This is a genomic window from Brevundimonas sp. 2YAF1, assembly GCF_052114745.1.
In the GTDB taxonomy this organism is placed as follows: Bacteria; Pseudomonadota; Alphaproteobacteria; order Caulobacterales; family Caulobacteraceae; genus Brevundimonas.
In genome coordinates this window covers 65,083-89,074 of record NZ_JBFRFI010000007.1, presented here as the reverse complement: position 1 = coordinate 89,074, position 23,992 = coordinate 65,083, and the positions used below count along the sequence as shown (strand labels likewise).

The window sequence follows — 23,992 nt, the reverse complement described above, 5'->3', positions numbered from 1 at the left end:
CATTGACCGTTCATGTCGATGGACCGACATTGCGTTTCAGGCGTTCCTTCATCGGCGCGCCACGAAAGGCCGTTCCATGATCCAGTCTGACCCCTTCGCCCAGATCGACTTCAACGCCCGTCGCCGCTCGGGCGGCCTGCTGGCGCCGATCGTCTGGTTCGGCGGTTTGATCGCCACGGCCCTGGCCGTGACGGTGGGTGCGGTTCTGGCTGTGCTGACCGCCGCCGCCGTCGCCGTGATCGCCCTGATCGCCGGCGTGGTCGTCTTCCTGGCCGGCTTCGCCTTCCGCGCCCGCCGCGCGTCCGCCGCTCGCGCCCGTCAGGGCGAGGGCGTAATCGACGCGCACAAGGTCGGCGACACCTGGGTCGCCTACGGCTGGGAACGCGAAGGGCGCTGATCGGGCGTCATGCTGAGCTTCACCGACGCGCCGTCTCCTAATTTCAACGCCCGGCGCGCCCCGCCGGACATGCTGGTGCTGCACTATACCGGCATGCAGACCGCCGAGGGCGCGGTCGCCCGGTTGTGTGATCCCTCGGCCGAGGTCTCGGCCCACTATGTCGTCGACGAGGACGGCTCGGTCCTGCGTCTGGTGCCCGAGGAACGCCGCGCCTGGCACGCCGGTCGCGGGATCTGGCAAGGCGAGACGGATGTCAACGGCGCCTCCATCGGCGTCGAGATCGTCAATCCGGGTCATGAGTTCGGCTATCGCGATTTTCCCGACGTGCAGATCGCGGCGGTGGTCGAACTGATCGCCGACATCCGTTCGCGCTGGACCATCGCCGACGCCCGCATCGTCGGCCATTCCGACACCGCCCCCGACCGCAAGCAGGATCCGGGCGAACTGTTCCCGTGGAAGCGCTTGGCCGAAGCCGGGCACGGCCTGTGGTTCGATCCCGCGCCCGAACGCATCGCCGCCCTGGGGGCCGACCTGTCGCCGGGCGACGAGGGGCTGGGCGTCATCGTCCTGCGCTCGGGCCTGCACCGGTTGGGCTATGGAGTTAAGCCGGGCGGCGAATACGACGACGAGACCCGCCTGACGATCGAGGCCTTCCAACGCCACTGGCGGCCCGACCGCATCGACGGGATCGCCGACGGCGAGACCCGGGCGCGTCTGGTCGGCCTGCTGCAACTGGCTTCGGCGGGCAGCGTCACGGGCGTTCTGGATTGACGCGCGCGCCCAAGACGCGCACTTAGCCCCCGCCAGACGGCCGGGCGGTCGCGGCGAGAGCTTGCTCTTGTCGAGGAAAGTCCGGGCTCCACGGTGAAGAGGCGGCGGGTAACTCCCGCCCGGGGTGACCCGAGGGATAGCGCCACAGAAAGCAAACCGCCTGGGCTTCGGCCCGGGGAAGGGTGAAAGGGTGGGGTAAGAGCCCACCGCGTCGGCGGCAACGTCGGCGGCATGGCAAGCCCCGCCTGGAGCAAGACCGAATAGGGACGTCGCGCGGTTTCGGCCGCAGGGTTCACCGCCCGAGGCGTCCGGGTAGGTCGCGAGAACCGCTCAGCAATGGGCGGTCCAGAGGAATGATCGTCGCCGCCTTTCGGGGCGGAACAGAACCCGGCTTACAGGCCGTCTGGCATATTTTCTTGGGGCCTATCGCCCTTCGGGCTACTTGAGGCCGTGTTCTAGGCCTACCGGCCTTCGGCCTGCTTGAGGCCGCGTTTGGGTCTACCGACCTTCGGCTTGCTTGAGGCCGTTTTCAGCACCTTTCTGACGCCGTCATCCTCGGGCTTGACCCGAGGATCCAGCGTGGATGCGCGCTCATCCTTGTCAGGGTTCGCGCAGGGTGGCGGACGAGGGGGCGCGGCGACGTCATTAACCCCTGCGTTGAAAACGTGGCGAAAAAAGCGGTCCACAGGCTGTGAATACTCTTGATGTTGCTTGTATGTTCCTGTTTTTGACTTGCCGAAGCGTTCGTCGAACTGCAAATTTGGTTAAAGGGTGTCAACTAATCCCATTGAGGCCCATCTGATCCCATGCTATCCCAAAGCCTCATGAGTAGGGGCTGCGGCCCGACGCATGGTGTTTTCAACGGATTTCAGGGGCGGGCCGAAGGGCTCGATTGGGCAAAGCGTGTTTCTCTCGACCTACGAGAAGCAGCTGGACGGCAAGCGCCGTCTCTTGATCCCCCAGGAATTCCGCACGGCTGAAAACGGCGCTGAACACGGCGTCTTCTGCTTCCCCTCCATCGAAGCCGACTGCCTGGAGGCCGGTGGCGACAAGCTGTTCGCCGAATACCGCGCCGTTATCGAAAGCCTCCCCTTCGGCGACCCCTACCGCTCGGCGCTGGAAGCCTCGATCTTCGGCGAGCAGAAGCCGCTGGCCTATGACTCGGGCGGCCGCATCACTCTGCCGGAGCATCTGTGCGCCGAGGTCGAGCTGTCGGACACGGTCGTCATCTACGGCGTCGGCGAGCGCTTCCAGATCTGGAACAAGGACAAGTGGGCCGCGCACCGCGCCGAGCAGCGCCGCATGGCGCGCGAGGGCCTGAAGCAGTTCGGTGAAATGCGCCGTCAGGCTTCGGCGGCGAAGATCGGGGGCGCGGCATGACCTCTCCGCACGCTCCCGTCCTGCTGGCTGAAGTCCTCGAGGCGCTGAACCCGCAGCCCGGCGATGTCATCATCGACGCCACCTTCGGCGCCGGCGGCTATACCCGCGCCATCCTAGAGCGCGGCGCCCAGGTCATCGGTCTGGATCGCGACCCGACGGTTCAGCCGCATGCCGACGCCGTCGCCGCCGCCTATCCGGGCCAGTTCCAGCTGATCCGCACGCCCTTCTCGGGTCTGGCTGAGGCCTTCGCCGAGAGCGGCAAGGCGAAGCTGGACGGCGCCGTCTTCGACATCGGCGTTTCGTCGATGCAGCTGGATCAGGCCGAGCGCGGCTTCTCCTTCATGCGCGACGGGCCGCTGGACATGCGCATGGGCGACACGGGGCCGACCGCCGCCGACATCGTCAACACCTGGGATCACGGGCCGCTGGCCCATATCTTCAAGCAGTACGGCGACGAACGTCAGTCGGGCCGCGCGGCGACCGCCATCCTGCGTCGCCGTCTGGAACAGCCGTTCAGCCGCACGCTGGATCTGGCCGCCGTGGTCGAAAAGGCCCTGGGCGGTCGTCGCGGCGCGCCGATCCATCCCGCGACGCGCGTCTTCCAGGCCCTGCGCATCGCCGTCAATGACGAGTTGGGCGAGTTGGAGCGCGGCCTGGAGGCGGCCGAGGCGACGCTGGCGCCCGGCGGGCGTCTGGTCGTGGTCACCTTCCATTCGCTGGAAGACCGCATCGTCAAAGCCTTCCTGACCGAACGCTCCGGTAATGCGCCGGGCGGTTCGCGTCACGCGCCGGTCGCGGTGGAAACCCGCAAGCCCAGCTTCGACCTGATGTTCAAGGGCGCGCGCGAGGCGGGCGAGGCCGAACTGGCCGACAATCCCCGCGCCCGTTCGGCCAAGCTGCGCGCCGCCGTCCGCACTGCGGCGCCGGCCTGGGGCGCGATCGAAGGCAAGCGCCGATGATCGCCGTGCCCGTTCCGGTCAAACGCCTGTTCGACTGGAAGGTCCGCGGCGTGCGCTGCGTCGAGATCATCGGCGTGGTCTGCGTCGCCGCCCTGGTCTTCTCCGTCTATATCGCCAAGGCCGCCGCGGCCCGCGAGAGCGCCGAGATCACCCGCATCGAAGGCGACATCGTGGAGAGCCGCCAGCGCGTGCGCCTGCTGCGCGCCGAGGCGACCCGGCTGGAGCAGCCTGCCCGGCTGGAGGCTCTGTCGCGCGAAATCGGCCTGGGACCCGTCGATGTTCGCCGTCAGGCTGTCGAAGCCGGTCTGCCTGCCATCGCCCCCCCCGTCGCTGTCGCCTCCGCGCCGGTCGTCACTGCGCCCGCTGCCCCGGTCGCTGCCCCGGTCGCCCCGGCCGCAGCGCCTGTCGCCGTTCCCGCGCCTGTGGTCGGGGAGGCTCTGCATTGAGCGTTCACCATCATCACGGCATGGACTATCGCCGACCCGCGCCGGGCCGTCCGCAGCCGCGCGCCCAGGGGCCGTCGGTCGGCGGTCTGTTCGCCGCCTGGGGGCGCTGGGTCGCCTCCTGTGTCTGGTGGATGGAGCATTCGTTCGAGCGCGCCCGCGCCGACGGCCGTCCGGAAGAAGACACCCGCGTCCGCATCTTCCTGATCCTGGCGGTGTTCTCGGCGGTCTTCGCCTGTCTGGCGCTGGGCGCGGCGCACGCCGCCCTGTTCGCGCCGCGCGGCGGATCGGGCGTGGGCTTCAACCCGAACGCCCTGACACGCGCCGATCTGGTGGATCGCAACGGCCAGCTGCTGGCTACCAACATCACCCACTACGGCCTCTATATCGATCCGCGCGAAATCTGGGACCCCGCCGCCGCCAAGGTCGAGCTGCGCCGCGCCCTGCCGCGCGTCTCGGCCAAGCGTCTGGATCGCGTGCTGGACGGCGAGCGTCGCCTGGTCGTGCTGAACGGCCTGACCCCGTCCGAGCGTCGCGCGGTTCACGCCCTGGCGCTGGGCGGCGTTTCGTTCGAGCCCGAGGACCGCCGCGTCTATCCGCTGGGGAGTTCCGCGGTTCACCTGATCGGCCGCTCCGATACGGGCGGCGAGGGCGTGTCCGGTTCGGAACTGGCCTTCGACAAGGAAATCCGCGCGGCGGGCGCCGCCGGCGAGGACTTCCAGCTGTCGATCGACCTGCGGGTGCAGGGCGTGGTCGAGAACGAGCTGGCCGCCGCCGCCGAGGCCGCCGGGGCCAAGGGCGCCGTCGCCGTCGTCACCGACGTCCAGACCGGCGAGGTCCTGGCCATGGCCAGCTGGCCGACCTACGACGCCAACCGCCGCAACGCCGCGCCCGAGGAGGCGTTGCTGAACCGCGTCACCTCGGCCCACTATGAAATGGGCTCGGTGTTCAAGAGCTTCACCGTCGCCGCCGGCATCGACACCGGCCGGGCCGATATGAACACCCTGTTCGACGCCTCGCAGGCGCTGCAGATCGGCAAGCGCCGCATCAAGGACTTCCACGCCACCAACAAGGTACTGACGCTGGAAGAAGTCTATCTGCACTCGTCCAACATCGGCACCTCGCGTCTGGCCGTCGAAATGGGCGGCGACGTGATGCGCGACTACTTCCAGCGACTGGGTCTGCTGGACGCCGCGCCGATCGAGCTGAAGGAATCGGCCCGACCCTCGCACGTCCGCAAGTGGGACGACTCGACCCTGGCCTCGCTGTCCTTCGGTTACGGCATCATGGTCACGCCGATCCAGTATGTGGCCGCCTATGGCGCCCTGGCCAACGGCGGGCGCTACATCCCCCTGACCCTGCGCAAGGGCGGCCTGCCCAACGCCCAGGCGCGTCGGGTCGTCTCGCCCGAGACCTCGGCCACCATGCTGGACCTGATGCGCCGCAATGTGACGCGCGGTTCGGGCCGGTTCGCCGAAGCGGCGGGCCTGCGGGTCGGCGGCAAGACCGGCTCGGCCAACAAACTGGTCAACGGCCGCTATGACCCGACCCACGCCGTCGGCTCCTTCGCCGCCGTCTTCCCCGCCGACGGCCCGGTGACGGCCAAGCGCTATACGATCTTCGTTCTGGTGGACGAGCCCTCCTCCTATCCGCGCACCGGCGGCTATGTCGCCGCGCCCGCTGTCGGCCGCATCGCCGACCGCATCGCCCCCTTCCTGGGCGTCGAGCGCAAGGCCGACCGCTGGTCCACCGCGCTCGGCGAAAAGATCCCCGAGTTCCAGGACGTCGAGGGCGACGGCCGATGAGCGTGCCCCAATCCTCCCTGCGCCTGTCCGAACTCCTGCGCCGCGACCTGAGCTCGGACCCCGAGATCACCGCCATCACCGCCGACAGCCGCAAGGTCGTGCCGGGGGCCCTGTTCGTGGCCCTGCCGGGGTCGGCCGCCGACGGCCGCGCCTTTATTCCGCAAGCCCTGGCCAAGGGCGCCGCCGCCATCCTGGCGCCGACCGACACCCCCGCCGGCGCGGCGCCCCTGCTGGTCGCCTCGGGCGACGTGCACCGGGCCTATGCCCTGGCCGCGCGCAGCTTCTACGGCGCCCAGCCCAAGACCTGCGTCGCCGTCACCGGCACCAACGGCAAGACCTCGGTCGCCAACTTCTGCCGCCAGATCTGGGCCGGCCTGGGCCTCAAGTCGGCCAGCATGGGCACGTTGGGCGTGGTCGGTCAGAAGGGCGACAGGACCTACGCCCTGACCGGCCCCGGCCTGACCAGCCCCGACGCCGCCGAGGCCGCGCGCCTGCTGGCCGAACTGGCCGCCAAGGAGGTGACCCACCTGGCGCTGGAAGCCTCGTCGCACGGCATCGACCAGCGCCGTCTGGACGGGGTGGCCATCCGCGCCGCCGGCTTCACCAACCTGACCCAGGACCACCTCGACTATCACGGCACCATGGCCGAATACCGCGCCGCCAAACTGCGCCTGTTCGAGGCCCTGCTGCCGCGCGGCCGCACCGCCGTCCTGAACGCCGATTCCGACGCCTATTCGGCCTTCGCCTCGGCCTCGATCATGGCCGGGCTCGGCGTCATGGGCGTGGGCGAGCGCGGGCGCGACCTGTCCCTGATCGCGCGCCGGGCGACGCCGGAAGGCCAGCGCCTGACCATCGACGCGCGCGGCCGCATCTACGACATCCTGCTGCCGCTGGCCGGCGCCTTCCAGGCCTCGAACGCCCTGGTGGCGGCGGGCTTGTGCATCGCCGGCGGCGAAGACCCTGATCGCGTCATACCGGCGATGGAGTTCATCCAGGGCGCGCAAGGCCGCCTGCAGCGCATTCCGGGCGAAGGCTCGCGCGGCGGCGAGGTCTATGTCGACTACGCCCACACGCCCGATGGTCTGGAGACGGTGCTGAAAGCCCTGCGGCCCCACGCGACGGGCCGTCTGATCGTCGTCTTCGGCGCCGGCGGCGACCGTGACCGCGCCAAGCGGCCGATGATGGGCGAGATCGCCGGCCGTCTGGCCGACGTGGCCATCGTCACCGACGACAATCCGCGCTCGGAAGACCCCACCGCCATCCGCGCCCAGGTCCGCGTCGGCTGCCCCGACGCGCTGGAGATCGGCGACCGCCGCGAGGCCATTCATCACGCTGTATCGCTGATGCGCGAAGGAGATGTGGTGGTGATCGCCGGAAAAGGGCATGAACAGGGACAGATCGTCGCCGGGGTGATCCATCCCTTCGACGACGCCACCGAAGCGACCGAAGCCCTGCGCGATCATGCCTGACACCCAAACGCCGCTCTGGACCGCCGAAGCCATCGCCTCGGCGACCGGGGGCCAGCTTCACGGACCCGATGCAGACGTCTCGGGCCTGACTTACAGCAGCCGCGAGATCGCGCCCGGGGACCTGTTCCTGGCCCTGCACGGCGCGCGCGACGGGCATGAGTTCGCCGCCGCCGCCTTCGCCGCCGGAGCCGCCGTCGCCCTGGTCGACCGGCCCGTCGAGGGCGGACCTTACGTTCTGGTGCCCGACACCCTGAAGGGGCTGGAGGCCCTGGGCGTCGCGGCCCGCGAGCGCGCGCGCCTGCGCGGCGCCGTCACCGGCAGCGTCGGCAAGACCAGCGTGACCCAGGCGATCAAGGCGGGCCTCGATCTGGCCGGTCCCGCCCATGCTTCGATCAAGAGCTACAACAACCATATCGGCGTGCCGCTGACCCTGGCGCGGATGCCGCAGGGCACCGAGCGCGCGGTGTTCGAGATCGGTATGAACGCGCCGGGCGAAATCGGCCCGCTGTCGAAGTTTGTCCGCCCCCACGCGGCCTGCGTCACCACGGTCGGTCCGGTCCATATCGAGGCCTTCGCCGACGGCGAGGCGGGCGTGGCGCGCGAGAAGGCTGCCATTTTCGACGGCCTGGTCCCCGGCGGCGTCGCCGTGGTCAACGCCGACAACGCCTATTCCGATCTGGTGCGTCAGGCGGCGGTCGATGCCGGGGCCAAGGTCCAGACCTTCGGCTCGGGCGCGGGCGCCGACGCCCGCCTGCTGGGCTTCAAGGCCGACGCCGAGGGCGCGCGCGTCACCGCCGAGATCGATGGTCATCGCCTCGAATACCGTCTGGCCCAGTCGGGCGTGCATTGGGGGCTGAACAGCCTGTGCGTCATCCTGATGCTGCGGGCGCTGGACGTGTCGCTGGACACGGCCTTGCAGGCCCTGGCCGGGTTCCAGCCGCTGGCGGGGCGCGGCCAACTGAAGACCGTCGCCATCCCCGGCGGCGCCTTCACCCTGATCGACGAGAGCTACAACGCCAATCCGCTGTCGATGAAGGCAGGCTTCCTCAGCCTGGGGGCCAGGCCGGTGCCCGAGGGCGGCCGCCGCATCGTCGTCCTGACCGATATGCTGGAGCTGGGCGAACACAGTCGCGCCCTGCACGAAGGCCTGATCCAGCCCATCGCCGCCGCCGGCCTGGACCTGGTCCACGCGGCGGGCATGGAGATGCGCCGCCTGCATGACGCCCTGCCGCCCTCGCGGCGCGGCCTGTGGCGCGCCACCGCCGCCGAACTGGCCGCCGAAGCCGGCAAGCTGGTCGCGCCCGGCGACATCATCATGGTCAAGGGCTCGAACGGTTCGAAGGCGTCGCTGGTCGCGGCCGCGCTTGCGAACCTGGCGATTGACGGCGAAGGCAATAACCCCTCAAGCAGCGTCGCGCCGCGCGCGACGCGATAGGGTCACTCAAGAATGTTCTACCTGCTCTACCTCTACTACGCCGACGTCGCGCAGGAATATCCGCTGCTGCACCTGATCCAGTATCAGACGGTGCGCGTCGCCCTGGCCATGGCCACGGCCATGATCGTCGCGGTGGCCATGGGCAGCCGCTTCATCAACTGGATGCGCGCGCGGCAGGGCAAGGGCCAGCCGATCCGCGACGACGGCCCGGTCTCTCACCTGTCCAAGGTCGGCACCCCCACCATGGGCGGGCTGATGATCCTGGCGGGCATCGGCGTGGCGGTCTTCCTGTGGGGCGATCTGACCAACCCCTATATCTGGATCGTCTCGGCCGTGACCGCCGCCTTCGGGGTGCTGGGCTTCGTTGACGACTACGCCAAGGTGTCCAAGCAGACCTCGGCTGGCCTGACTTCGAAACAGAAGCTGGCGGCCCAGACGGTCATTTCCGTCATTGCGGGCGTCCTGACCGTGCTGTGGATGACCCATTCGCCGACCTCGCCGGGGCTGGAGACCTCGATCGCCTTCCCCTTCCTGAAGGCGGTCCTGCTGAACATCGGCTGGTTCTATGTGATCTTCGCCGCCTTCACGATCGTCGGCTTCTCCAACGCCGTGAACCTGACCGACGGTCTGGACGGCCTGGCCATCGTGCCGGTGATGATGGCGGCGGGCGCCTTCGGCATCATCTCCTATCTGGTCGGCAACTTCGTCTTTGCCGAGTATCTGCAGGTCCACCACGTGCCCGGTTCGGGCGAGTTGGCCGTCTTCTGCGCCGCCATGATCGGCGGGGGCATGGGCTTCCTCTGGTACAACGCCCCCCCGGCCAAGATCTTCATGGGCGACACCGGTTCGCTGGCTCTGGGCGGCGCGCTCGGCTCGATCGCCGTGGCCACCAAGCACGAGCTGGTGCTGGGCATCGTCGGCGGCCTGTTCGTGGTCGAGGCGGCCTCGGTCATGATCCAGGTCGGTTATTTCAAGCTGACCGGAAAGCGCATCTTCCTGATGGCGCCGATCCACCACCATTTCGAGAAGATGGGCTGGCCGGAATCGACCGTGGTCATCCGCTTCTGGATCGTCGCCGCCATGCTGGCGCTGCTCGGTCTGGCCACGCTGAAACTGCGATGACGGCCTTTTCCTCTGCGTCATCCTCGCCCCTGGGGCGAGGATCCAGACCCTCGACGTTCGACGTTGAGACAGGACGGCTGATGTCGGTGTCTCTGAATCCTGGGGACAAGCCCGAGGATGACGGAGGTCAGGGGTGATCCCGGTTCCCGGTTTCGAGGGGCGTCGTGTTGCGGTCTTCGGCCTGGGCCGTTCCGGGATCACCGCCGCACGCGCGCTTCAGGCTGGCGGCGCCGTCCCTGTCCTGTGGGACGACGGCGTCTCGGGCCGGATGCAGGCCGAGGCCGAGGGCTTCGTGGTCGAGGACCTGACCCGCGCCGACTGGTCGGGCTTCGCCGCCCTGGTCCTGTCGCCCGGCGCGCCGCTGACCCATCCCAAGCCGCACTGGACCGTGGAGCGCGCCCATCAGGCGGGCGTGCCGGTCATCGGCGACATCGAACTGTTCGCTCGCGCCCTAGCCGCCTTGCCGAGTGAGGCGCGCCCCCGCGTCGTCGCCATCACCGGCACCAACGGCAAGTCTACGACCACGGCCCTGATCGGCTGGGTGCTGAAACGGGCGGGCCTGACCGTCCACATCGGCGGCAATATCGGCATCGGGGTTTTGGCCCTGCCGCAGCCGACGCCAGAGGCCGTCTATGTCATCGAGGTCTCGTCCTATCAGTTGGATCTGACCACCAGTTTCGCGCCCGACGTCGCCATCCTGACCAACATCAGCCCTGATCATCTGGATCGTCACGGCGGCATGGAGGGCTATGTCGCCGCCAAGCGCCGCATCTTCCAGGGGCAGGGCGACGAGGCGCTGGCGCTGGTTGGCGTGGACGAGGCCTGGGGGCGGGGGATTGCAGCGGACCTGCGGGCGCAGGGGCGGCGGGTCGAAACCGTCGCAACCGGTCCTTCTCCCCTTGCGAGAGAAGGTGGCAGGCGAAGCCTGACGGATGAGGGGTCTCTCTCCCGATCCGAAAGCGTGCTTGAACCTTCTGTCGGCGCAACCCCTCATCCGGCCCCTTCGGGCCCACCTTCTCCCGCAAGGGGAGAAGGGTATGTGGCCGCGCCCGGTTCTCTCTCCTGCAAAGGCCAGCCCGTCGCCGACCTCTCCGCCGCCCGCTCTCTGCCCGGCCGTCACAACGCCCAGAACGCCGCCTTCGCCTATGCCGCCGCCCGCGCGCTCGGCGTGTCGCATGACGCGGCGGTCCAAGGCCTGCTCACCTTCCCCGGTCTGGCGCACCGGATGGAGGCCGTGGGCCGTCTCGGCGGCGTCCGCTTCATCAACGACTCCAAGGGCACCAACGCCGACGCCGCGCGTCAGGCCCTGGCCTCCTACCCCTCGGTCTTCTGGATCGCGGGCGGCAAGGCCAAGGAGGGCGGCATCGACAGTCTGCGCGACCTCTTCCCCCACGTCGCCAAGGCCTATCTGATCGGCGAGGCCGCCGACGCCTTTTCTGTCACCCTGTCTGACACGCCGCACGTCGTCGCTCACACGATGGAGCGCGCGGTCGAATTGGCCGCCGCCGACGCGGCCAAGGCCGGCGGCGAGCAGGTCGTGCTGCTGTCGCCCGCCTGCGCCAGCTTCGACCAGTTCCCCGATTTCGAGGTGCGGGGCGAAGCCTTCCGCGCCGCCGTGCTGGCGCTGGGCGCCAAGCCTGAGCCCGCCGCATGAGCCAGAGCTACAGCCATCCCTTTTCGCGCAATGACCAGAGCCTGATCGCGCGCTGGTTCTGGACCGTGGACCGCGGCCTGCTGGGCGCGGCCCTGACCCTGGTGGCCCTGGGCGTTTCGCTCAGCTTCGCCTCCAGTCCCGCCGCCATTCTGGCGGACGAATCGATCACCGATCCCTTCCACTATTCATGGCGGATGATCGTCTGGGCGAGCATGGGCACGGCCCTGATGCTGACCACCTCCCTGCTGTCGCCGCGCGGGGTGCGGCGGATCGCGGTGCTGGCCCTGTTCGGGGCCATTGTGGTCATGGCGGCCCTGCCCTTCATCGGCGACACGGTGAAGGGCGCCGCGCGCTGGGTGAACCTCGGCCCGTTCAGCCTGCAGCCGTCCGAGTTCGCCAAGCCCGGCCTGATCATCTTCGCCGCCTGGATGTTCGCCGAGGCGCAGAAGGGGCAGGGGGTTCCCGGCGTCAGCATCGGCTTCGGCCTGTGGGCCCTGACCGTCGGCCTGCTGCTGATCCAGCCCGACATCGGCCAGACCCTGCTGATCACCACCACCTTCATGGCCGTCTTCTTCATGGCCGGGGTGCCGCTGAAATGGGTCGCCGTCATCGCCGCCATGGGCGCGGGCGGGGTGGTGTCGCTGTATTTCATGTTCAGCCACATGCGCGACCGCCTCAGCCGCTTCATGTCGCCCGAGACGACCGACACCCACCAGATCGACAAGGCGTCCGAAGCCATCCGCGCGGGCGGTCTGGTCGGACGCGGCATCGGCGAGGGGGTGATGAAACGTTCGGTCCCCGACCTGCACACCGACTTCATCTATTCGGTCGGCGCCGAGGAGTTCGGCCTGGTTCTCAGCCTGATCCTGATCGGCCTCTACGCCTTCATCGTCATTCGCGGCATGCGCCGGGCGATGAAGCTGAACGACCCGTTCGAGCAGACGGCGGCGGCTGGCCTGTTCATGCTGATCGGGCTGCAGGCCTGCATCAATGTCGCGGTGAACCTGAATCTGATCCCGACCAAGGGCATGACGCTGCCCTTCATCAGCTATGGCGGCTCGTCCATGATGGCCATGGGGCTGACCATGGGGTTCGCCCTGGCCCTGACCCGACGCCGTCCTGGGGCCTATGAGCCAGGCTCCAACATTTCGCCGCCGCGCCGTCGCCTGCTGCCGTAAGAGAGTGCCTGCCATGAACAAGGTCTGCGTCGTCGCCGCCGGAGGCACTGGGGGCCACATGTTCCCCGCCGAGGCTCTGGCCCGCGAACTGGCCTCGCGCGGCTGGCGCGTGGTGCTGGCCACCGACGCGCGCGGCGAGAAGTACGCCCACGCCTTCCCCGCCGAGGAACGTCTGGCGCTGGACGCGGCTACGGGATCGGGCCCCGTCGGCCTGCTGAAAGCCGGTCTGGCCATCCTGCGCGGGGTGGGGCAGGCCAAGTCGGCGTTCAACCGGCTGGACGCCGACGTGGTGGTGGGCTTCGGCGGCTATCCGTCCGCCCCGGCCCTGGTCGCGGCCATTCTGCAAAAGCGCCCGACCCTGATCCATGAACAGAACGCTGTCCTGGGCCGCACCAACCGGATGCTGGCCCCGCGCGTCGACGGCGTGGCCTCGGCCTTTCCGACGCTCGGCCGCGCGCCCGAGCCGGTGAAGGCCCGCGCCCAGGTCGTCGGCAACCCGGTGCGTCCCGACATCCGCGCCCTGTTCGACCGCCCCTACACCGCGCCGGCCGCCGACGGCCCGATCCACGTGCTGGTGACCGGCGGCAGCCAAGGCGCCCGCATCCTGTCCGAGACCGCGCCCCGCGCCCTGGCGGCGCTGCCCGAGGCGATCCGGGACCGTCTGAAGGTGCAGCAGCAGTCGCGACCCGAGACGCTGGAGAGCGCCCGTCAGATCTATCTCGACGCCGGCATCGAGGCCGAGGTCGCCCCCTTCTTCCGCGACATGGCCGACCGCCTGTCGAAGGCGCATCTGGTCATCGGCCGCGCCGGGGCCTCGACCTGTTCGGAACTGGCGGTCGCGGCCCTGCCGTCCGTGCTGATCCCGCTCAAGATCGCCATGGACGACCACCAGACCCTGAACGCCCGCGCCCTGTCCGAGGCCGGCGCCGCCCGCGTCATCGCCGAGGACGATCTGACGGTCGACAGCCTGACCGCGGCTCTGATGGACATCCTGTCGGACCCGGCCAGGCTGGCGGCCATGTCCGCCGCCGCCCGCTCGGTCGCCATCCCCGACGCTGCCGCCCGTCTGGCCGATCTGGTCGAGGCGGCGGCCTGAGCAGACCCTCTCCCGGCGGGAGAGGGCTTGAGCGCACGAGAGCGAAGCGATCATTCTGCGCGAAAGGGTGAGGGGCTATGCGTTCAGTCGGCGTCAGCCGTGGCGCGGCGGCTTGCGCCGACGGACGGCTGGGAACCCTCACCCTTTCGCCTTGCCAATCGCTGCGCTCTTGGAGGCTCAAGCCCTCTCCCATCGGGAGAGGGTGGATGCGGGATGACGCAGCCTTACGCCCCAGCTAGGCTGCATCCATGCCCCAGTTCGTCATCGACCTGACCCACTCCGTTTTCGCTCTGTGGAATCAGTTCCACTGGCTGCCCGAATGGGCCGTGATCTCGATCATCACGGTCGTCTTCGTCTTCATCGGCTGGGCGGCGAACCAGGTGGTCTTCGCCCTGCTGAAACTGGCCGTGCGCAACCGCGACGTTTTCTGGAAGGGGATGCTGGGTCGAGCCCGGCTCAAGGTGCGGATCGCCGTGATGATCATCGCCCTGGCCCTGGCGGTGACGGTCTCGCCCCTGGACCCCGAGCCATCGCTCTTCATCCGGCGCACCCTGTTGTTCGGCTTCATCCTGGTGTGCGGCTGGATGTTGGCGGGCGCGGTGGACATGGGGGCCATCGTCCATCTGAAGAAGTTCAATATGGACACGGAGGACAACCTCCTGGCCCGCAAGCACGTCACCCAGACGCGCATCCTGCAGCGGGTGGCGGCCATCCTGATCGGCCTGATCACGCTGGGCCTGGCGCTGCTGACCATTCCGGGCGTGCGGCAATGGGGGCTGTCGCTGCTGGCCTCGGCGGGCGTGGTCGGCATCGTCGCCGGTCTGGCGTTGCAACCCTTCCTGACCAACCTGCTGGCCGGCATCCAGATCGCCACGGCCCAGCCGATCCGCCTGGACGACGCCGTCATCGTCGAAGGGGAGTGGGGCCGGGTCGAGGAGATCACCTCGACCTACGTCGTGGTCAAGCTGTGGGACTGGCGGCGGATGATCCTGCCGCTGACCTATTTCATCCAGAAGCCGTTCCAGAACTGGACCCGCGACAATTCCAGCCTGATCGGCGTCGCCTTCCTCTATGTCGACTACGAGGCGCCGATAGACCGGCTGCGGGTCAAGCTGGAGGCCATCGCCCACGCCTCGCCCCACTGGGACGGCGACGTGGTGGCCCTGCAGGTGACGGACATCACCGAGCGCGTCGCTCAGGTCCGCTGCCTGACCAGCGCCAGGAACGCCTCGCTGGCCTTCGACCTGCGCTGCGAGGTGCGCGAGAAGATGCTGGCCTTCATGCGCGACGAATGCCCCCAGGCCCTGCCGCGGGATCGGGTGGATATGGATCGGGCGGTTCGCGAAATTCTCCCTCCCCTTCATGGGGAGGGTGGCTGAGCCGAAGGCGAAGCCGGGTGGGGAGGGCGTGGTGAAACGGAGCGCGATGTCTGATTGCCAAAGCGTCCCCACCCGTCTGACGCTGCGCGTCAGCTACCCTCCCCATGAAGGGGAGGGAGAAGCTCAGTCCTTCATCCGCTGGCGTCCGATGCGCACGGCGTCGGCCGTGCTGACCGCATCGGTCGGACCAGCCTCCGTCCCACAGGCCACGGCCGCCAATTCCGCCGCGTCCCCGCCGGGCGCAATGGCGTAGGGCGGGGCGTTTTCCGGCGTGATGGGCCCCTCCGTCCCGTCAGCCTTCAGCGAGGCGAAGTCCAGCCGGTCCGCCGTCTGCGCCGCGCAGTCGAACCGCCACCAGGACCAGCCGCCGGAATAGGCGACGCCGCCGATGACCATGTCTTCTTCGCTGACCTGCAGCGAGCGCATCCGCACGCTTGAGTTCCTGGGGGCGCCGTCGGGCGTGATCGAGGCCGCGTCGGCGAAGACCGCGAACCGGCCCACGCCGGTCAGGACCAGGGCGTGGTCCTGACCGACCGCCGCTGTCGCCAGCAGGGTCGAGGCGGCGATTGTCGCCGCCGTAAGGGCTCGCTTCATCCGGGCATCCCGTGTTTCGTTAACCGCGTCCGCCAACCGCCCGTTGAGGCGGCGCGTGTACAGACAAGCCATGTATCAGGAGCCGCTCGGAGTCGATCTTGCTGCCGCCGCGCCCGACCGGCGGGCGCGCCAACGTCGCCCGTTCCGCCAGGCGCGCCGACCGGAAGAGCGCGTCCGCATCCTGGGCGAAACCGTCGACCTGATGCGGCCCGAGGAAGTGCTGCTGCACCTCGAACGCTGCGTCGAGGCCGGCCGTCGCAGCGTCATCGCCAACCACAACCTGCACAGCCTGTATCTCTTGCCCCGCACGCCGGGGATGCGCCGGCTGTACGACATGGCCGAGGTGGTGGAGCTGGATTCCGCGCCCCTGATCCACTTCACCCGGCTGCTGGGGCTGCACAGCCGACCCTTCCACCGCTGCACCTATCTGGACTGGCGCGACCAGTTCTGGAGCCTGGCCAACCGCAAGAGCTGGCGCGTCCTCTATGTCGGCGGCGCCGAAGGGGTGGCGACCACGGCGGCGGAACGTCTGGGCTGGCGCTATCCGGGGGCGGTGATCAGCGGCCTGTCCGGCTATTTCGACGCTGCGCCGGGATCGCTGGGCAATACCGCCGTTTTGGCCGCCATCGTCGAGTTCCAGCCGGACATCCTGTTCGTCGGCATGGGCATGCCGCGTCAGGAGCTGTGGATCGCCGACAACATCGAGGCCCTCCCTCAGGCCGTCATCCTGCCGGTCGGCGCGGCCTTCGATTATGAGGCCGGGGTTCAGAAGGCGGCGCCACGCTGGATGGGGCGGCTCGGCGTTGAATGGCTGTTCCGCCTGTTCGCCGACCCAAGACGCCTGTTCGCCCGCTACTGCGTCGAGCCCTGGTTCCTGATCGGACCGGCCTTGGGCGACGTGCGGGCGGCGATGCAGCGCAAGAAGCGCTGAATTCTGGGCGCCTCGCCGAGCCATCGCAATGACGCTGGCCGAGGCCCTGAATTCCCACGACTTCGTCTGAAACAGACGGGATCGACCTGACGCGCCCCACCAAGCCCCCATACTGGTCAAGGCGTCGGGTTCGAGGCGCGCTGACAGGGAGACCGCCGCGCTGATTTCAGACTATTCAGACGAATTGGACTCTGTTTTTTGCGCCCGCATCGAACGGACGCTTCCGACTAAGCCGCCACGATCTGCTCGGCCTGGTTCAGGTTGACGCTGACCAGCTGGCTCATGCCGCGCTCGGGCATGGTGACGCCGTACAGGCGGTCCATCCGGCTCATGGTCACCGGATTGTGGGTGATGACGATGAAGCGGGTGTCGGTGCGCGAGCGCATTTCGTGCAGCATCCGGCAGAAGCGGTCGACGTTGGCGTCGTCCAGCGGCGCGTCCACCTCGTCCAGCACGCAGACGGGCGCCGGATTGGCCAGGAAGACGCCGAAGATCAGCGCCGCCGCCGTCAGGGCCTGCTCGCCGCCGGACATCAGGCTCATCACCGACAGCCGCTTGCCGGGCGGGCAGGCGTAAATTTCCAGACCGGCTTCCAGCGGATCGTCGCTCTCGACCAGCTTCAGCTCCGCCTGACCGCCGCCGAACAGGGCCTCGAACAGGGCCTTGAAGTTGGCGTTGATGACGTCGAACGCCGCCACCAGCCGCTCACGGCCCTCGGCGTTCAGCTCGTCGATGCCGTCGCGCAGCTTGGCGATCGCCTGGGTCAGGTCGATGCGTTCCGACTTCATGGCGCCCAGACGCTCGCCGTACTCGTTGGCCTCGTCCTCGGCGCGCAGGTTGACCGCGCCCAGGGCCTCGCGCTCGCGTTCCAGCCCGGACAGCAGGCTCTCGGCGCCGGCGGTGTCCGGCGGGCGGGCGATGGCGTCGTCGACCAGCTTCTGGCCCAGTTCGTCCGGCGACATCTGCGCCGTCTCGCGGACGTTGGCCTCGGCCTCGGCCAGACGCTCGGTCGCGGCCTCGGCGCGGGCGGCCAGACCGGCGCGGGCCTCGCGCGCGGCCCCGGCGGCCGCCTCGGCGGCGCGGCTGTCGCGGTCGCTGTCGCCCGCCGTGGTTTCGGCCAGGCTGAGGGCCTCAGCTGAGGCGCTCTTGCGCGTCTCGGCGGCGATCAGGGCGTCCATCAATGTGCCGCGCTGTTCGGCGAAACCTTGCGGCGCGATCTCGGCCTGCTTCAACTTGGCGGCGGTCTTGTCGGCGTCCTTGCCCAGGGCGGCGACGCGGGCGGCGCTTTCCTTGGAGCGTCCGGCCCAGCCCTCCTGGGCGCGGCTCAGGCTGCCCAGACGCTGTTCGCGCCCGGCGCGGTCTCTAGCTTCCTCGTCGCGGGTCGAGCGGGCGGTCTGGGCCGCTTGCCGGGCCGCGTCGGCATTGAGGCGCGCGGCGGCCAGTTCGTCGCGCAGCCCGGCGATCGTCTCGGACGGGGCCTCGACCGACTGCGCGGCCTCCAGCGCGGCCCTGGCCTCGGCGACCTCGCCGTCCAGACGGGCGACGGTTTCGTCCAGCGCCTGGGCGCGGGCTTCGCGGCGGGTCTGGTCGCGCATCAGGCTCTCGACCCGGTCGCGACCGGCGGTCACGGCCTTGTCGGCGGCGAAGGGTTTGAGGCGGGCGGTCTTCACCGCCTCCTCGGCCGCGCGGAAGGCCTCGGTCGCCGTCTTCTGAGCCGCTTGTGCCGCCTCCAGCGCGGGTTTGCCCGTGTCGATCTCGGCTTCCAGTTCGGCCAGCCGGGTGCGCTGGGCCAGTCGCACGGCGGCGGGGCGCGGCGCCTCGGCGCGGCTGACGAAGCCGTCCCAGCGATAGAGGTCGCCCTCGACCGTCACCAGGCGGGCGCCTGGAGGCAATAGCTTGGCCAGACGCGGCGCGTCGGACTGGTTGGCGACGACGCACAGGGTTAGACGGGCGGTCAGTTCGGCGGGCGCGGTGACATGGGCGGACAGCGGCGTCACGCCCTCCGGCCAGACCGGGGAGGGCGCGTCGGCGCCCGCCCAGTGAGCAGCGGCGCGGGCGTCCAGCGCGGCGTCCAGATCGTCGCCCAGAGCCGCGGCCAGCGCCGCCTCGTAACCCTTGGCCGCCGACACCTTGTCCAGCGCGGGCGGGTGGTCGCGCTTGCCGCTGACCAGCAGTTGCGCCAGCCCGCGCGCCTCGGTCTGAAGGCGACCTAGCCGGTCTTCTGCGGCGCGGGCGGTGGTGCGGGCCTCGGCCTCGGCGCGGGCCAGATCGCCGCGCGCGGCCTCGGCGGCTTCCACGGCCTCGCGGGCGGCGGTCAGTTCGGCCTGGGCCGTTTCCAGCGCCGTGCGGGCGGTCGCCAGTTCCGGCGTCTCCAGCGGGCCGAGGGCCTCGCGTTCGCGTTTGGCCTGTTCGAACTGGCCGACGACACGGGCCAGACGGGCCTCGGCGTCGCGCTTCCGGGCGCTTTCGGCGTTGGCGCGGGCCTCGACGGCGGCCAGGGTCCCGGCCAGGCGTTCTACCTCGCCGTCGGCGGCCTTGCGGGCGTCCTCGGCGGCCAGCAGCGCCTTTTCAAGCTCGGGGCCGCGCTCGGGGGCGGCGGCGATCTCGGCCTTTAGCTTCGTCAGTTCGTGATCCAGCCGGTCCAGTTCGCGCTGGGCGTCGGCGGCCATGCGCTCTTCGCGCTCGACGTCGGCGTTGATCCGGGCGGCTTCGGCCTTCAGCCGGTCGACCTCGGCGCGGGCGGCCTGTTCGGCCATGTCGAGGCGGTCGCGTTCCAGCGTGGCCCGGTGCAGCAGGGCGCCGGCGACGGCGTCCTCTTCCCGTGCGGGCTTCATCGCCTCCTGCGCCTTCAGGGCGTCGGTCTGGGCCTTGGCGGCGGCGGTCGTGGCTTCGGCCACGGCGCGGTCGGCGTCGCGCAACTCCTGGGCCGCCGTCTCGGCCGCCGTCTTGGCGTCGTTCCAGCGCACGAACAGCAGGGCGGCCTGCAGGGCGCGGATCTCGGCCGAAATCTTCTTGTACTTCTCGGCCTGACGCGCCTCGCGCTTCAGCCGGTTCAGGGCCGTCTCCAGCTCGCGGCCGATGTCGTCCAGCCGGTCAAGGTTGGTCTCCGCCGCCTTCAGCCGCAACTCCGCCTCGTGCCGACGGGTGTGCAGACCGGCGACGCCGCCCGCCTCTTCCAGAATCCTTCGCCGGTTCTGCGGCTTGGCCGCGATCAGTTCCGAAATCTGGCCCTGACGCACCAGGGCGGGCGAGTTGGCTCCGGTGGAGGCGTCGGCGAACAGCAGTTGGACGTCGCGGGCGCGGACCTCCTTGCCGTTGATGCGATAGGTCGAGCCCTGGCCCCGGTCGATGCGGCGCGAAACCTCGAGCACCGGACTGTCGGTAAAGGGCTGGGGCGCGCGCTTCTGGGCGTTGTCGATGGTCAGGACGACTTCGGCGTGGCTGCGCGGCGGTCGGCCCGCGGCGCCGGCGAAGATGACGTCGTCCATGCCCTGGCCGCGCATGGCCTTGGCCGAGTTGGCGCCCATGACCCAGCGCAGGCTTTCCAGCACGTTGGACTTGCCGCAGCCGTTCGGCCCGACCACGCCGGTCAGGCCGGACTCGATCTGAACTTCCGCCGCGTCGACGAAGGATTTGAAGCCGACGAGCTTCAGTCGCTGGAATTGCATGGGCGGTCGATTAGCGTCCCTTGATCAGCGGGTCGATGGCCGCCGACAGGGTTTCGATCGAATGGTCGATGGCGCGCTTGCCGTTGACGAAGAAGGTCGGGGTGCCGTCCACGCCCGCCGCGACAGCGGCTTCCACGTCGCGCTGCAGCGTCTGGCCCGTCGCCGGGTCGGCCAGGCAGGCCTCGATCTGAGCCTGGGTGCGGCCGCTGACGGCGATGGCGCCCATGTACCAGTCGCGGGCGTCGCCGCTGGCGAAGGCGGCGGCCTGACCGGCCATGAAGTGATGGGCCACGTCGAAGAACTTGTCCGGCGCGGCGCAGCGGCCGATGGCGGCGGCGGTGGCCGCCACCTGGGCCGGCTGGGTCGGCAGGTCGCGGAAGACCAGCTTGACCTTGCCCGTGTCGATATAGCGGGCCTTGAAGTCCGGCAGAACCTCATTGGTCCAGGCGGCGCAATGGCTGCAGGTGAAGGAGGCGTATTCGATCACCGTCACCGGGGCGTCGGCGCGGCCCAGCACCCGGTCGGTGGCGGTCACCGGCGGCACGGGCGTCGGGGCCGGATCGGCTGCCAGGGCGGGCGCGGCGGTCATCAGCGCCGCCGCCAGAGGCAGGGCGCACCACAGGGTCTTCATGTTCATTTCGTCACCAGAAGGGAATCGATGCGTTGCGACAGGCTGTCCAGCGAAGGGTCGCGGACAGTTTCGCCGTTGATCATGAAGGTGGGGGTGCCGGTCACACCAGCGTCCTGAGCCATCTTGATGCGTTTTTCCATCGCGGCGACGCTTGCCGGGTCGGCCACGCAGGTCTGAAACTGGGTTTCGCTTAGGCCAGCCTCACGTGCAGTGCGCAGCAGGATGTCGCGCGCCGGGGTCCCGGAATGCAGTTCGGGCAGGGACCGCATCATCTGGTCGATCACATGGAAGTACTTGTCCTCGCCCGCGCAGCGCGCCAGCAGGAATCCGGCCACCGCCACGTCCTGGGGCGGGGTGGGGAATTCGCGGAAGACGTAGCGGACCTTGTTGGTGTCCACGTACTTGGCCTTGAACTCAGGCCAGACTTCCTCGTTCCAGGCGGCGCAGACGCCGCAGGTGACGGAGGCGTATTCGACCACCGTCACCGTGGCGCCCTCGGGCGCGCCCAGAGCCATGTCGCCTTCGGCGGGGGCCGCATTCTTGCCGCCGCAAGCGGCCAGCGCCAGCGCGACAGTCAGGGCCGCGGCCCCTGCCAGTTTCCTCAACATCGCCACGCCCCCGCCCGTTTGAGATTATTTCTTGGCCAGTTCCGCGTCGATGGCTTCCGACAGGCTCGACAGGCTGCTGTCGAGCACCTTGGTGCCGTTGACCAGGAAGGTCGGCGTGCCGGTCACGCCGGCGTCGATGCCCGCCTTGATGCGCTTGCTCATCTCTTCGATGGCGGCCTTGTCGCGGATGCAGTCCTCGGTCTGCTGTTGGCTCAGACCCGCTGCGGCGGCGGCACGGAACAGGGTGCTGCGCGGGGCGACGCCCGCCATCCATTCCTTCTGGCTGGCCATGATGTCGTGGACGACGTCGAAATACTTGTCCGGTCCGGCGCAGCGCGCGATCAGGAAGCCGGCGACGGCGATGTCCTGCGGCGGGGTCGGGAATTCGCGGAAGACGTAGCGGACCTTCTTGGTGTCCACATACTTGGTCTTGAATTCCGGCCACACTTCCTCGTTCCAGGCGGCGCAGTGGCCGCAGGTGACCGAGGCATATTCGACGACCGTGACCTTGGCGTCTTCGCCCGCGCCAATCGCCATGTCGCCCTGGGCGGCGCCGCCGGTCTTGGCGGTGCAGCCGGCGACGGTGGCCATGGCGGCCAGAGCGGCGGCGGTCAGGGCCGCGCGGCGGCTCATCGAAGCGTAACGGAACGTAGCCATGGGTCGTCCTTGGGCGAGAGTGTGACTCTGAAGGATGGCGCGATTCCCTAAGACGCGCGCGATCCGCTTATTTGTCGAGAACAGGTGCGGCGAAGGTTTGTCAACGGCGCTCATTTTCGGGGGGCTGCGACAGCACGGCGCGACCCAGTTTGCGCAGGGCGGCCTTGAGCCCGTCGGGGGCGTCCTCGACGGCGGCGGCCAGGTCGGCTTCGACCGAGGCAGGCAGGGGCGGCAGGACCGCCTGGCCGCGCGGCCGCGGCTTGGCGCCGCCTTCGGGCAGGGGCTTCACCGGCCCCTGGGCGATGCGCAGCTTCTCGACCGATCCGGCGCCGAGGAACAGGTTCACCCGCTGGAGGATGTCCTCGGACTGATGCTGGACCAGCAGGGCGGCGGGGCCGGCCACACGCAGCTCCAGCGTCCCCCCGGCGCCGCCGCGGCCCTTGGTCAGTTTCTGGGGGCGGGTGACGCGGGCCAGGCGCTCGCCGACGATCTCGCGCCAGCGCGGCTCCAGCGCGCCGGCGCCGCGCCCGAACTGGGCGTCCAGCTTCTTGATCAGCGGAGCCAGCGACCGGCCGGCCGGGGGAGGCGGGCGCAACGGAGGGCGCGTCCGGCGTCGGGCCAGGATTTCGCGGGCTTCGCTTTCGGTGGGCAGAGGACGACGCATCGACGCACCATAGCGTCATCCCGGTCGAAGCCGAAGGGCCTAGAGCCGGGACGGCTTCGTCGGATTATTAAACCGCAGCGGCGCGCTTATCCGTGCATAGACATGTAATGAACTTTAAATTAAAAAGTACTCTTCAATTAATGGAGAGCGAGATGTCCCGCTTCACCGCCGCCTTCGCCGTCCTGTGTCTGATGGGACCGCCCGTGTCCGCTCACGCTCAAAGCCCGGCTCCGATCTCGGCGTCAGCTCCCACAGTCGTCCGCGACGACGGCCTGGCCGCCGAATATTATCCCGCCGATCCGGCCAAGGCGGCGCGAGGCGCGGTGGTGGTGCTGGGCGGGTCCGAAGGGGGACTTGGGGGCGCCCGCGCCGTGGCGCGCAGGCTGGCGGCCGACGGGCTGGACGCCCTGGCCGTGTCCTATTTCGGGGAGCCGGGCCAGCCTCCCAAGTTGGACCTTGTCCCGATCGAACCGGTGGGTCGGGCGATCGCCTGGCTGAAAGCCGGCCCCAACGCCGGCGAGCCCGTCGCCGTCGTCGGCGTGTCGAAGGGCGCAGAACTGGCGCTGCTGGTCGCCAGTCGGGACGACCGGATCAAGGCCGTCGTCGCGGCGGTTCCGACTCATGTGCTGTGGCAAGGCATCGACCAGACCGGCGGCCCGACGGGTGCGTCCTGGACCGCCGAGGGCCGTTCCTTGCCCTACGTGCCCTATAATATGTCGAATGGATTTCAAGGCGTTTACCGCCTCTATGCCGACAGTCTGCCGACAGCCTCGCCGGAGGCCGAGATCGCGGTAGAGCGGATCGCCGGTCCGATCCTGCTGGTGTCGAGCGATGACGACGGCCTGTGGCCGTCCGCAGACATGGCCGAACGGATCGTCGCGCGCCTGAAGGCGCGAGGCTTCCGACACGGCGTCACCCATCTGAACTATGTCGGTGCGGGCCATGCGGTGTTCGGGCCGCCGCTTGGCGCCGTGGCTCCGCAACAGGCCGCCGGTCTGTTGTTCCTCGGTGGAACCGCCGAAGGCGTAAGCGCGGCCCGCGCCGACGTCTGGCCCAAGACGGTCGCATTCCTGAAGCAGGCCTTGGCTGACTGACGGGGGGCGTTGCGGGTTTCGGGCGGCATATTTTCCTGACCTTCATGTCCTGCGGTC

At 69.4% G+C, this 23,992-nt stretch carries 22 protein-coding genes and 1 other RNA gene; 16 read left to right on the top strand and 7 right to left on the bottom strand.

The window, feature by feature from the left end; translation table 11 throughout:
- Nucleotides 1-76 precede the first annotated feature (76 nt).
- The 3 genes from AB4Y68_RS11085 (at nt 77) to rnpB (ending at nt 1,579) form a co-directional block, all read left to right on the top strand.
- Nucleotides 77-397, top strand: a complete 321-nt coding sequence (locus AB4Y68_RS11085; RefSeq protein ID WP_441455738.1) for a hypothetical protein — start codon at nt 77-79, stop codon at nt 395-397.
- A 9-nt stretch (nt 398-406) separates the two neighbouring features.
- Nucleotides 407-1,168 (top strand): N-acetylmuramoyl-L-alanine amidase, encoded by a 762-nt coding sequence (locus AB4Y68_RS11080; protein WP_441455736.1) that lies wholly within the window; start codon nt 407-409, stop codon nt 1,166-1,168.
- A gap of 32 nt (nt 1,169-1,200) precedes the next feature.
- Nucleotides 1,201-1,579, top strand: an RNA gene (rnpB, locus tag AB4Y68_RS11075) — RNase P RNA component class A.
- A 50-nt stretch (nt 1,580-1,629) separates the two neighbouring features.
- On the opposite strand, the gene AB4Y68_RS11070 is transcribed toward rnpB, so the two are convergent.
- A complete protein-coding gene (locus AB4Y68_RS11070) occupies nt 1,630-1,926 on the bottom strand; it encodes a hypothetical protein (RefSeq protein WP_441455735.1) in 297 nt (98 codons plus the stop codon).
- A gap of 145 nt (nt 1,927-2,071) precedes the next feature.
- On the opposite strand from AB4Y68_RS11070, the gene AB4Y68_RS11065 reads away from it, so the two are divergent.
- The 11 genes from AB4Y68_RS11065 to AB4Y68_RS11015 all read left to right on the top strand — a co-directional run bounded on the left by AB4Y68_RS11065 (nt 2,072) and on the right by AB4Y68_RS11015 (nt 15,088).
- Nucleotides 2,072-2,548 carry a division/cell wall cluster transcriptional repressor MraZ gene (locus tag AB4Y68_RS11065; RefSeq protein ID WP_441455733.1) on the top strand — a complete coding sequence of 159 codons (477 nt, stop codon included), beginning with the start codon at nt 2,072-2,074 and terminating at the stop codon, nt 2,546-2,548.
- Nucleotides 2,545-3,507: a 16S rRNA (cytosine(1402)-N(4))-methyltransferase RsmH gene (gene rsmH / locus AB4Y68_RS11060; RefSeq protein ID WP_441455732.1), complete on the top strand. Its 963-nt coding sequence runs from the start codon at nt 2,545-2,547 to the stop codon at nt 3,505-3,507. The genes AB4Y68_RS11065 and rsmH overlap by 4 nt, the downstream gene beginning before the upstream one ends.
- Nucleotides 3,504-3,953, top strand: a complete 450-nt coding sequence (ftsL, locus tag AB4Y68_RS11055) for a cell division protein FtsL (RefSeq protein WP_441455731.1) — start codon at nt 3,504-3,506, stop codon at nt 3,951-3,953. Before rsmH ends, ftsL begins: the two co-directional genes overlap by 4 nt.
- A 20-nt stretch (nt 3,954-3,973) precedes the next feature.
- Nucleotides 3,974-5,755, top strand: a complete 1,782-nt coding sequence (locus AB4Y68_RS11050; protein WP_441455863.1) for a peptidoglycan D,D-transpeptidase FtsI family protein — start codon at nt 3,974-3,976, stop codon at nt 5,753-5,755.
- Complete coding sequence (locus AB4Y68_RS11045; RefSeq protein WP_441455729.1) at nt 5,752-7,224, top strand: UDP-N-acetylmuramoyl-L-alanyl-D-glutamate--2,6-diaminopimelate ligase; 1,473 nt, start codon at nt 5,752-5,754, stop codon at nt 7,222-7,224. The genes AB4Y68_RS11050 and AB4Y68_RS11045 overlap by 4 nt, the downstream gene beginning before the upstream one ends.
- Complete coding sequence (locus AB4Y68_RS11040) at nt 7,217-8,659, top strand: UDP-N-acetylmuramoyl-tripeptide--D-alanyl-D-alanine ligase (RefSeq protein ID WP_441455727.1); 1,443 nt, start codon at nt 7,217-7,219, stop codon at nt 8,657-8,659. The genes AB4Y68_RS11045 and AB4Y68_RS11040 overlap by 8 nt, the downstream gene beginning before the upstream one ends.
- 12 nt (nt 8,660-8,671) lie before the next feature.
- Nucleotides 8,672-9,781, top strand: coding sequence for a phospho-N-acetylmuramoyl-pentapeptide-transferase (mraY, locus tag AB4Y68_RS11035; protein WP_441455725.1), 1,110 nt, complete (start codon nt 8,672-8,674; stop codon nt 9,779-9,781).
- A gap of 133 nt (nt 9,782-9,914) precedes the next feature.
- Nucleotides 9,915-11,435, top strand: a complete 1,521-nt coding sequence (gene murD / locus AB4Y68_RS11030; protein WP_441455723.1) for a UDP-N-acetylmuramoyl-L-alanine--D-glutamate ligase — start codon at nt 9,915-9,917, stop codon at nt 11,433-11,435.
- Nucleotides 11,432-12,613 carry a putative lipid II flippase FtsW gene (ftsW, locus tag AB4Y68_RS11025; protein WP_441455722.1) on the top strand — a complete coding sequence of 394 codons (1,182 nt, stop codon included), beginning with the start codon at nt 11,432-11,434 and terminating at the stop codon, nt 12,611-12,613. Before murD ends, ftsW begins: the two co-directional genes overlap by 4 nt.
- Before the next feature lie 13 nt (nt 12,614-12,626).
- Nucleotides 12,627-13,709, top strand: coding sequence for an undecaprenyldiphospho-muramoylpentapeptide beta-N-acetylglucosaminyltransferase (gene murG, locus AB4Y68_RS11020; RefSeq protein WP_441455721.1), 1,083 nt, complete (start codon nt 12,627-12,629; stop codon nt 13,707-13,709).
- A 248-nt stretch (nt 13,710-13,957) separates the two neighbouring features.
- Nucleotides 13,958-15,088, top strand: coding sequence for a mechanosensitive ion channel family protein (locus AB4Y68_RS11015; RefSeq protein ID WP_441455720.1), 1,131 nt, complete (start codon nt 13,958-13,960; stop codon nt 15,086-15,088).
- 123 nt (nt 15,089-15,211) lie between these two features.
- Here AB4Y68_RS11015 and AB4Y68_RS11010 read toward each other — a convergent pair whose 3' ends face one another.
- Nucleotides 15,212-15,682: a hypothetical protein gene (locus AB4Y68_RS11010; protein WP_441455719.1), complete on the bottom strand. Its 471-nt coding sequence runs from the start codon at nt 15,680-15,682 to the stop codon at nt 15,212-15,214.
- Between the two features lie 55 nt (nt 15,683-15,737).
- Here AB4Y68_RS11010 and AB4Y68_RS11005 point away from each other — a divergent pair, with 55 nt between their 5' ends.
- A complete protein-coding gene (locus AB4Y68_RS11005) occupies nt 15,738-16,613 on the top strand; it encodes a WecB/TagA/CpsF family glycosyltransferase (RefSeq protein WP_441455718.1) in 876 nt (291 codons plus the stop codon).
- A gap of 227 nt (nt 16,614-16,840) precedes the next feature.
- On the opposite strand, the gene smc is transcribed toward AB4Y68_RS11005, so the two are convergent.
- The 5 genes from smc to AB4Y68_RS10980 all read right to left on the bottom strand — a co-directional run bounded on the left by smc (nt 16,841) and on the right by AB4Y68_RS10980 (nt 22,841).
- On the bottom strand, nt 16,841-20,281 hold the full coding sequence (smc, locus tag AB4Y68_RS11000; RefSeq protein WP_441455717.1) for a chromosome segregation protein SMC: 3,441 nt from the start codon (nt 20,279-20,281) through the stop codon (nt 16,841-16,843).
- A gap of 10 nt (nt 20,282-20,291) precedes the next feature.
- On the bottom strand, nt 20,292-20,918 hold the full coding sequence (locus AB4Y68_RS10995) for a DsbA family protein (RefSeq protein WP_441455715.1): 627 nt from the start codon (nt 20,916-20,918) through the stop codon (nt 20,292-20,294).
- The gene (locus tag AB4Y68_RS10990) at nt 20,915-21,520 is read right to left on the bottom strand and encodes a DsbA family protein (RefSeq protein WP_441455714.1); all 606 of its coding nucleotides are present in this window, start codon (nt 21,518-21,520) and stop codon (nt 20,915-20,917) included. The genes AB4Y68_RS10995 and AB4Y68_RS10990 overlap by 4 nt, the downstream gene beginning before the upstream one ends.
- A 24-nt stretch (nt 21,521-21,544) precedes the next feature.
- Nucleotides 21,545-22,177, bottom strand: coding sequence for a DsbA family protein (locus tag AB4Y68_RS10985; RefSeq protein ID WP_441455712.1), 633 nt, complete (start codon nt 22,175-22,177; stop codon nt 21,545-21,547).
- 100 nt (nt 22,178-22,277) lie between these two features.
- On the bottom strand, nt 22,278-22,841 hold the full coding sequence (locus AB4Y68_RS10980; protein ID WP_441455711.1) for a DUF721 domain-containing protein: 564 nt from the start codon (nt 22,839-22,841) through the stop codon (nt 22,278-22,280).
- A 152-nt stretch (nt 22,842-22,993) separates the two neighbouring features.
- On the opposite strand from AB4Y68_RS10980, the gene AB4Y68_RS10975 reads away from it, so the two are divergent.
- Nucleotides 22,994-23,935, top strand: a complete 942-nt coding sequence (locus AB4Y68_RS10975) for an acyl-CoA thioester hydrolase/BAAT C-terminal domain-containing protein (RefSeq protein WP_441455709.1) — start codon at nt 22,994-22,996, stop codon at nt 23,933-23,935.
- The last annotated feature ends 57 nt before the right edge of the window (nt 23,936-23,992 follow it).

Excerpts from the sequence above, each read along its gene's own strand:
- AB4Y68_RS11085 (WP_441455738.1), top strand. The coding sequence starts at position 77 with ATGATCCAGTCTGACCCCTTCGCCCAGATCGACTTCAACGCCCGTCGC.
- AB4Y68_RS11080 (WP_441455736.1), top strand. The coding sequence starts at position 407 with ATGCTGAGCTTCACCGACGCGCCGTCTCCTAATTTCAACGCCCGGCGC.
- rsmH (WP_441455732.1), top strand. The coding sequence starts at position 2,545 with ATGACCTCTCCGCACGCTCCCGTCCTGCTGGCTGAAGTCCTCGAGGCG.
- ftsL (WP_441455731.1), top strand. The coding sequence starts at position 3,504 with ATGATCGCCGTGCCCGTTCCGGTCAAACGCCTGTTCGACTGGAAGGTC.
- AB4Y68_RS11050 (WP_441455863.1), top strand. The coding sequence starts at position 3,974 with ATGGACTATCGCCGACCCGCGCCGGGCCGTCCGCAGCCGCGCGCCCAG.
- AB4Y68_RS11045 (WP_441455729.1), top strand. The coding sequence starts at position 5,752 with ATGAGCGTGCCCCAATCCTCCCTGCGCCTGTCCGAACTCCTGCGCCGC.
- AB4Y68_RS11040 (WP_441455727.1), top strand. The coding sequence starts at position 7,217 with ATGCCTGACACCCAAACGCCGCTCTGGACCGCCGAAGCCATCGCCTCG.
- mraY (WP_441455725.1), top strand. The coding sequence starts at position 8,672 with ATGTTCTACCTGCTCTACCTCTACTACGCCGACGTCGCGCAGGAATAT.
- ftsW (WP_441455722.1), top strand. The coding sequence starts at position 11,432 with ATGAGCCAGAGCTACAGCCATCCCTTTTCGCGCAATGACCAGAGCCTG.
- murG (WP_441455721.1), top strand. The coding sequence starts at position 12,627 with ATGAACAAGGTCTGCGTCGTCGCCGCCGGAGGCACTGGGGGCCACATG.
- AB4Y68_RS11015 (WP_441455720.1), top strand. The coding sequence starts at position 13,958 with ATGCCCCAGTTCGTCATCGACCTGACCCACTCCGTTTTCGCTCTGTGG.
- AB4Y68_RS11010 (WP_441455719.1), bottom strand. The coding sequence starts at position 15,682 with ATGAAGCGAGCCCTTACGGCGGCGACAATCGCCGCCTCGACCCTGCTG.
- smc (WP_441455717.1), bottom strand. The coding sequence starts at position 20,281 with ATGCAATTCCAGCGACTGAAGCTCGTCGGCTTCAAATCCTTCGTCGAC.
- AB4Y68_RS10995 (WP_441455715.1), bottom strand. The coding sequence starts at position 20,918 with ATGAACATGAAGACCCTGTGGTGCGCCCTGCCTCTGGCGGCGGCGCTG.
- AB4Y68_RS10990 (WP_441455714.1), bottom strand. The coding sequence starts at position 21,520 with ATGTTGAGGAAACTGGCAGGGGCCGCGGCCCTGACTGTCGCGCTGGCG.
- AB4Y68_RS10985 (WP_441455712.1), bottom strand. The coding sequence starts at position 22,177 with ATGGCTACGTTCCGTTACGCTTCGATGAGCCGCCGCGCGGCCCTGACC.
- AB4Y68_RS10980 (WP_441455711.1), bottom strand. The coding sequence starts at position 22,841 with ATGCGTCGTCCTCTGCCCACCGAAAGCGAAGCCCGCGAAATCCTGGCC.
- AB4Y68_RS10975 (WP_441455709.1), top strand. The coding sequence starts at position 22,994 with ATGTCCCGCTTCACCGCCGCCTTCGCCGTCCTGTGTCTGATGGGACCG.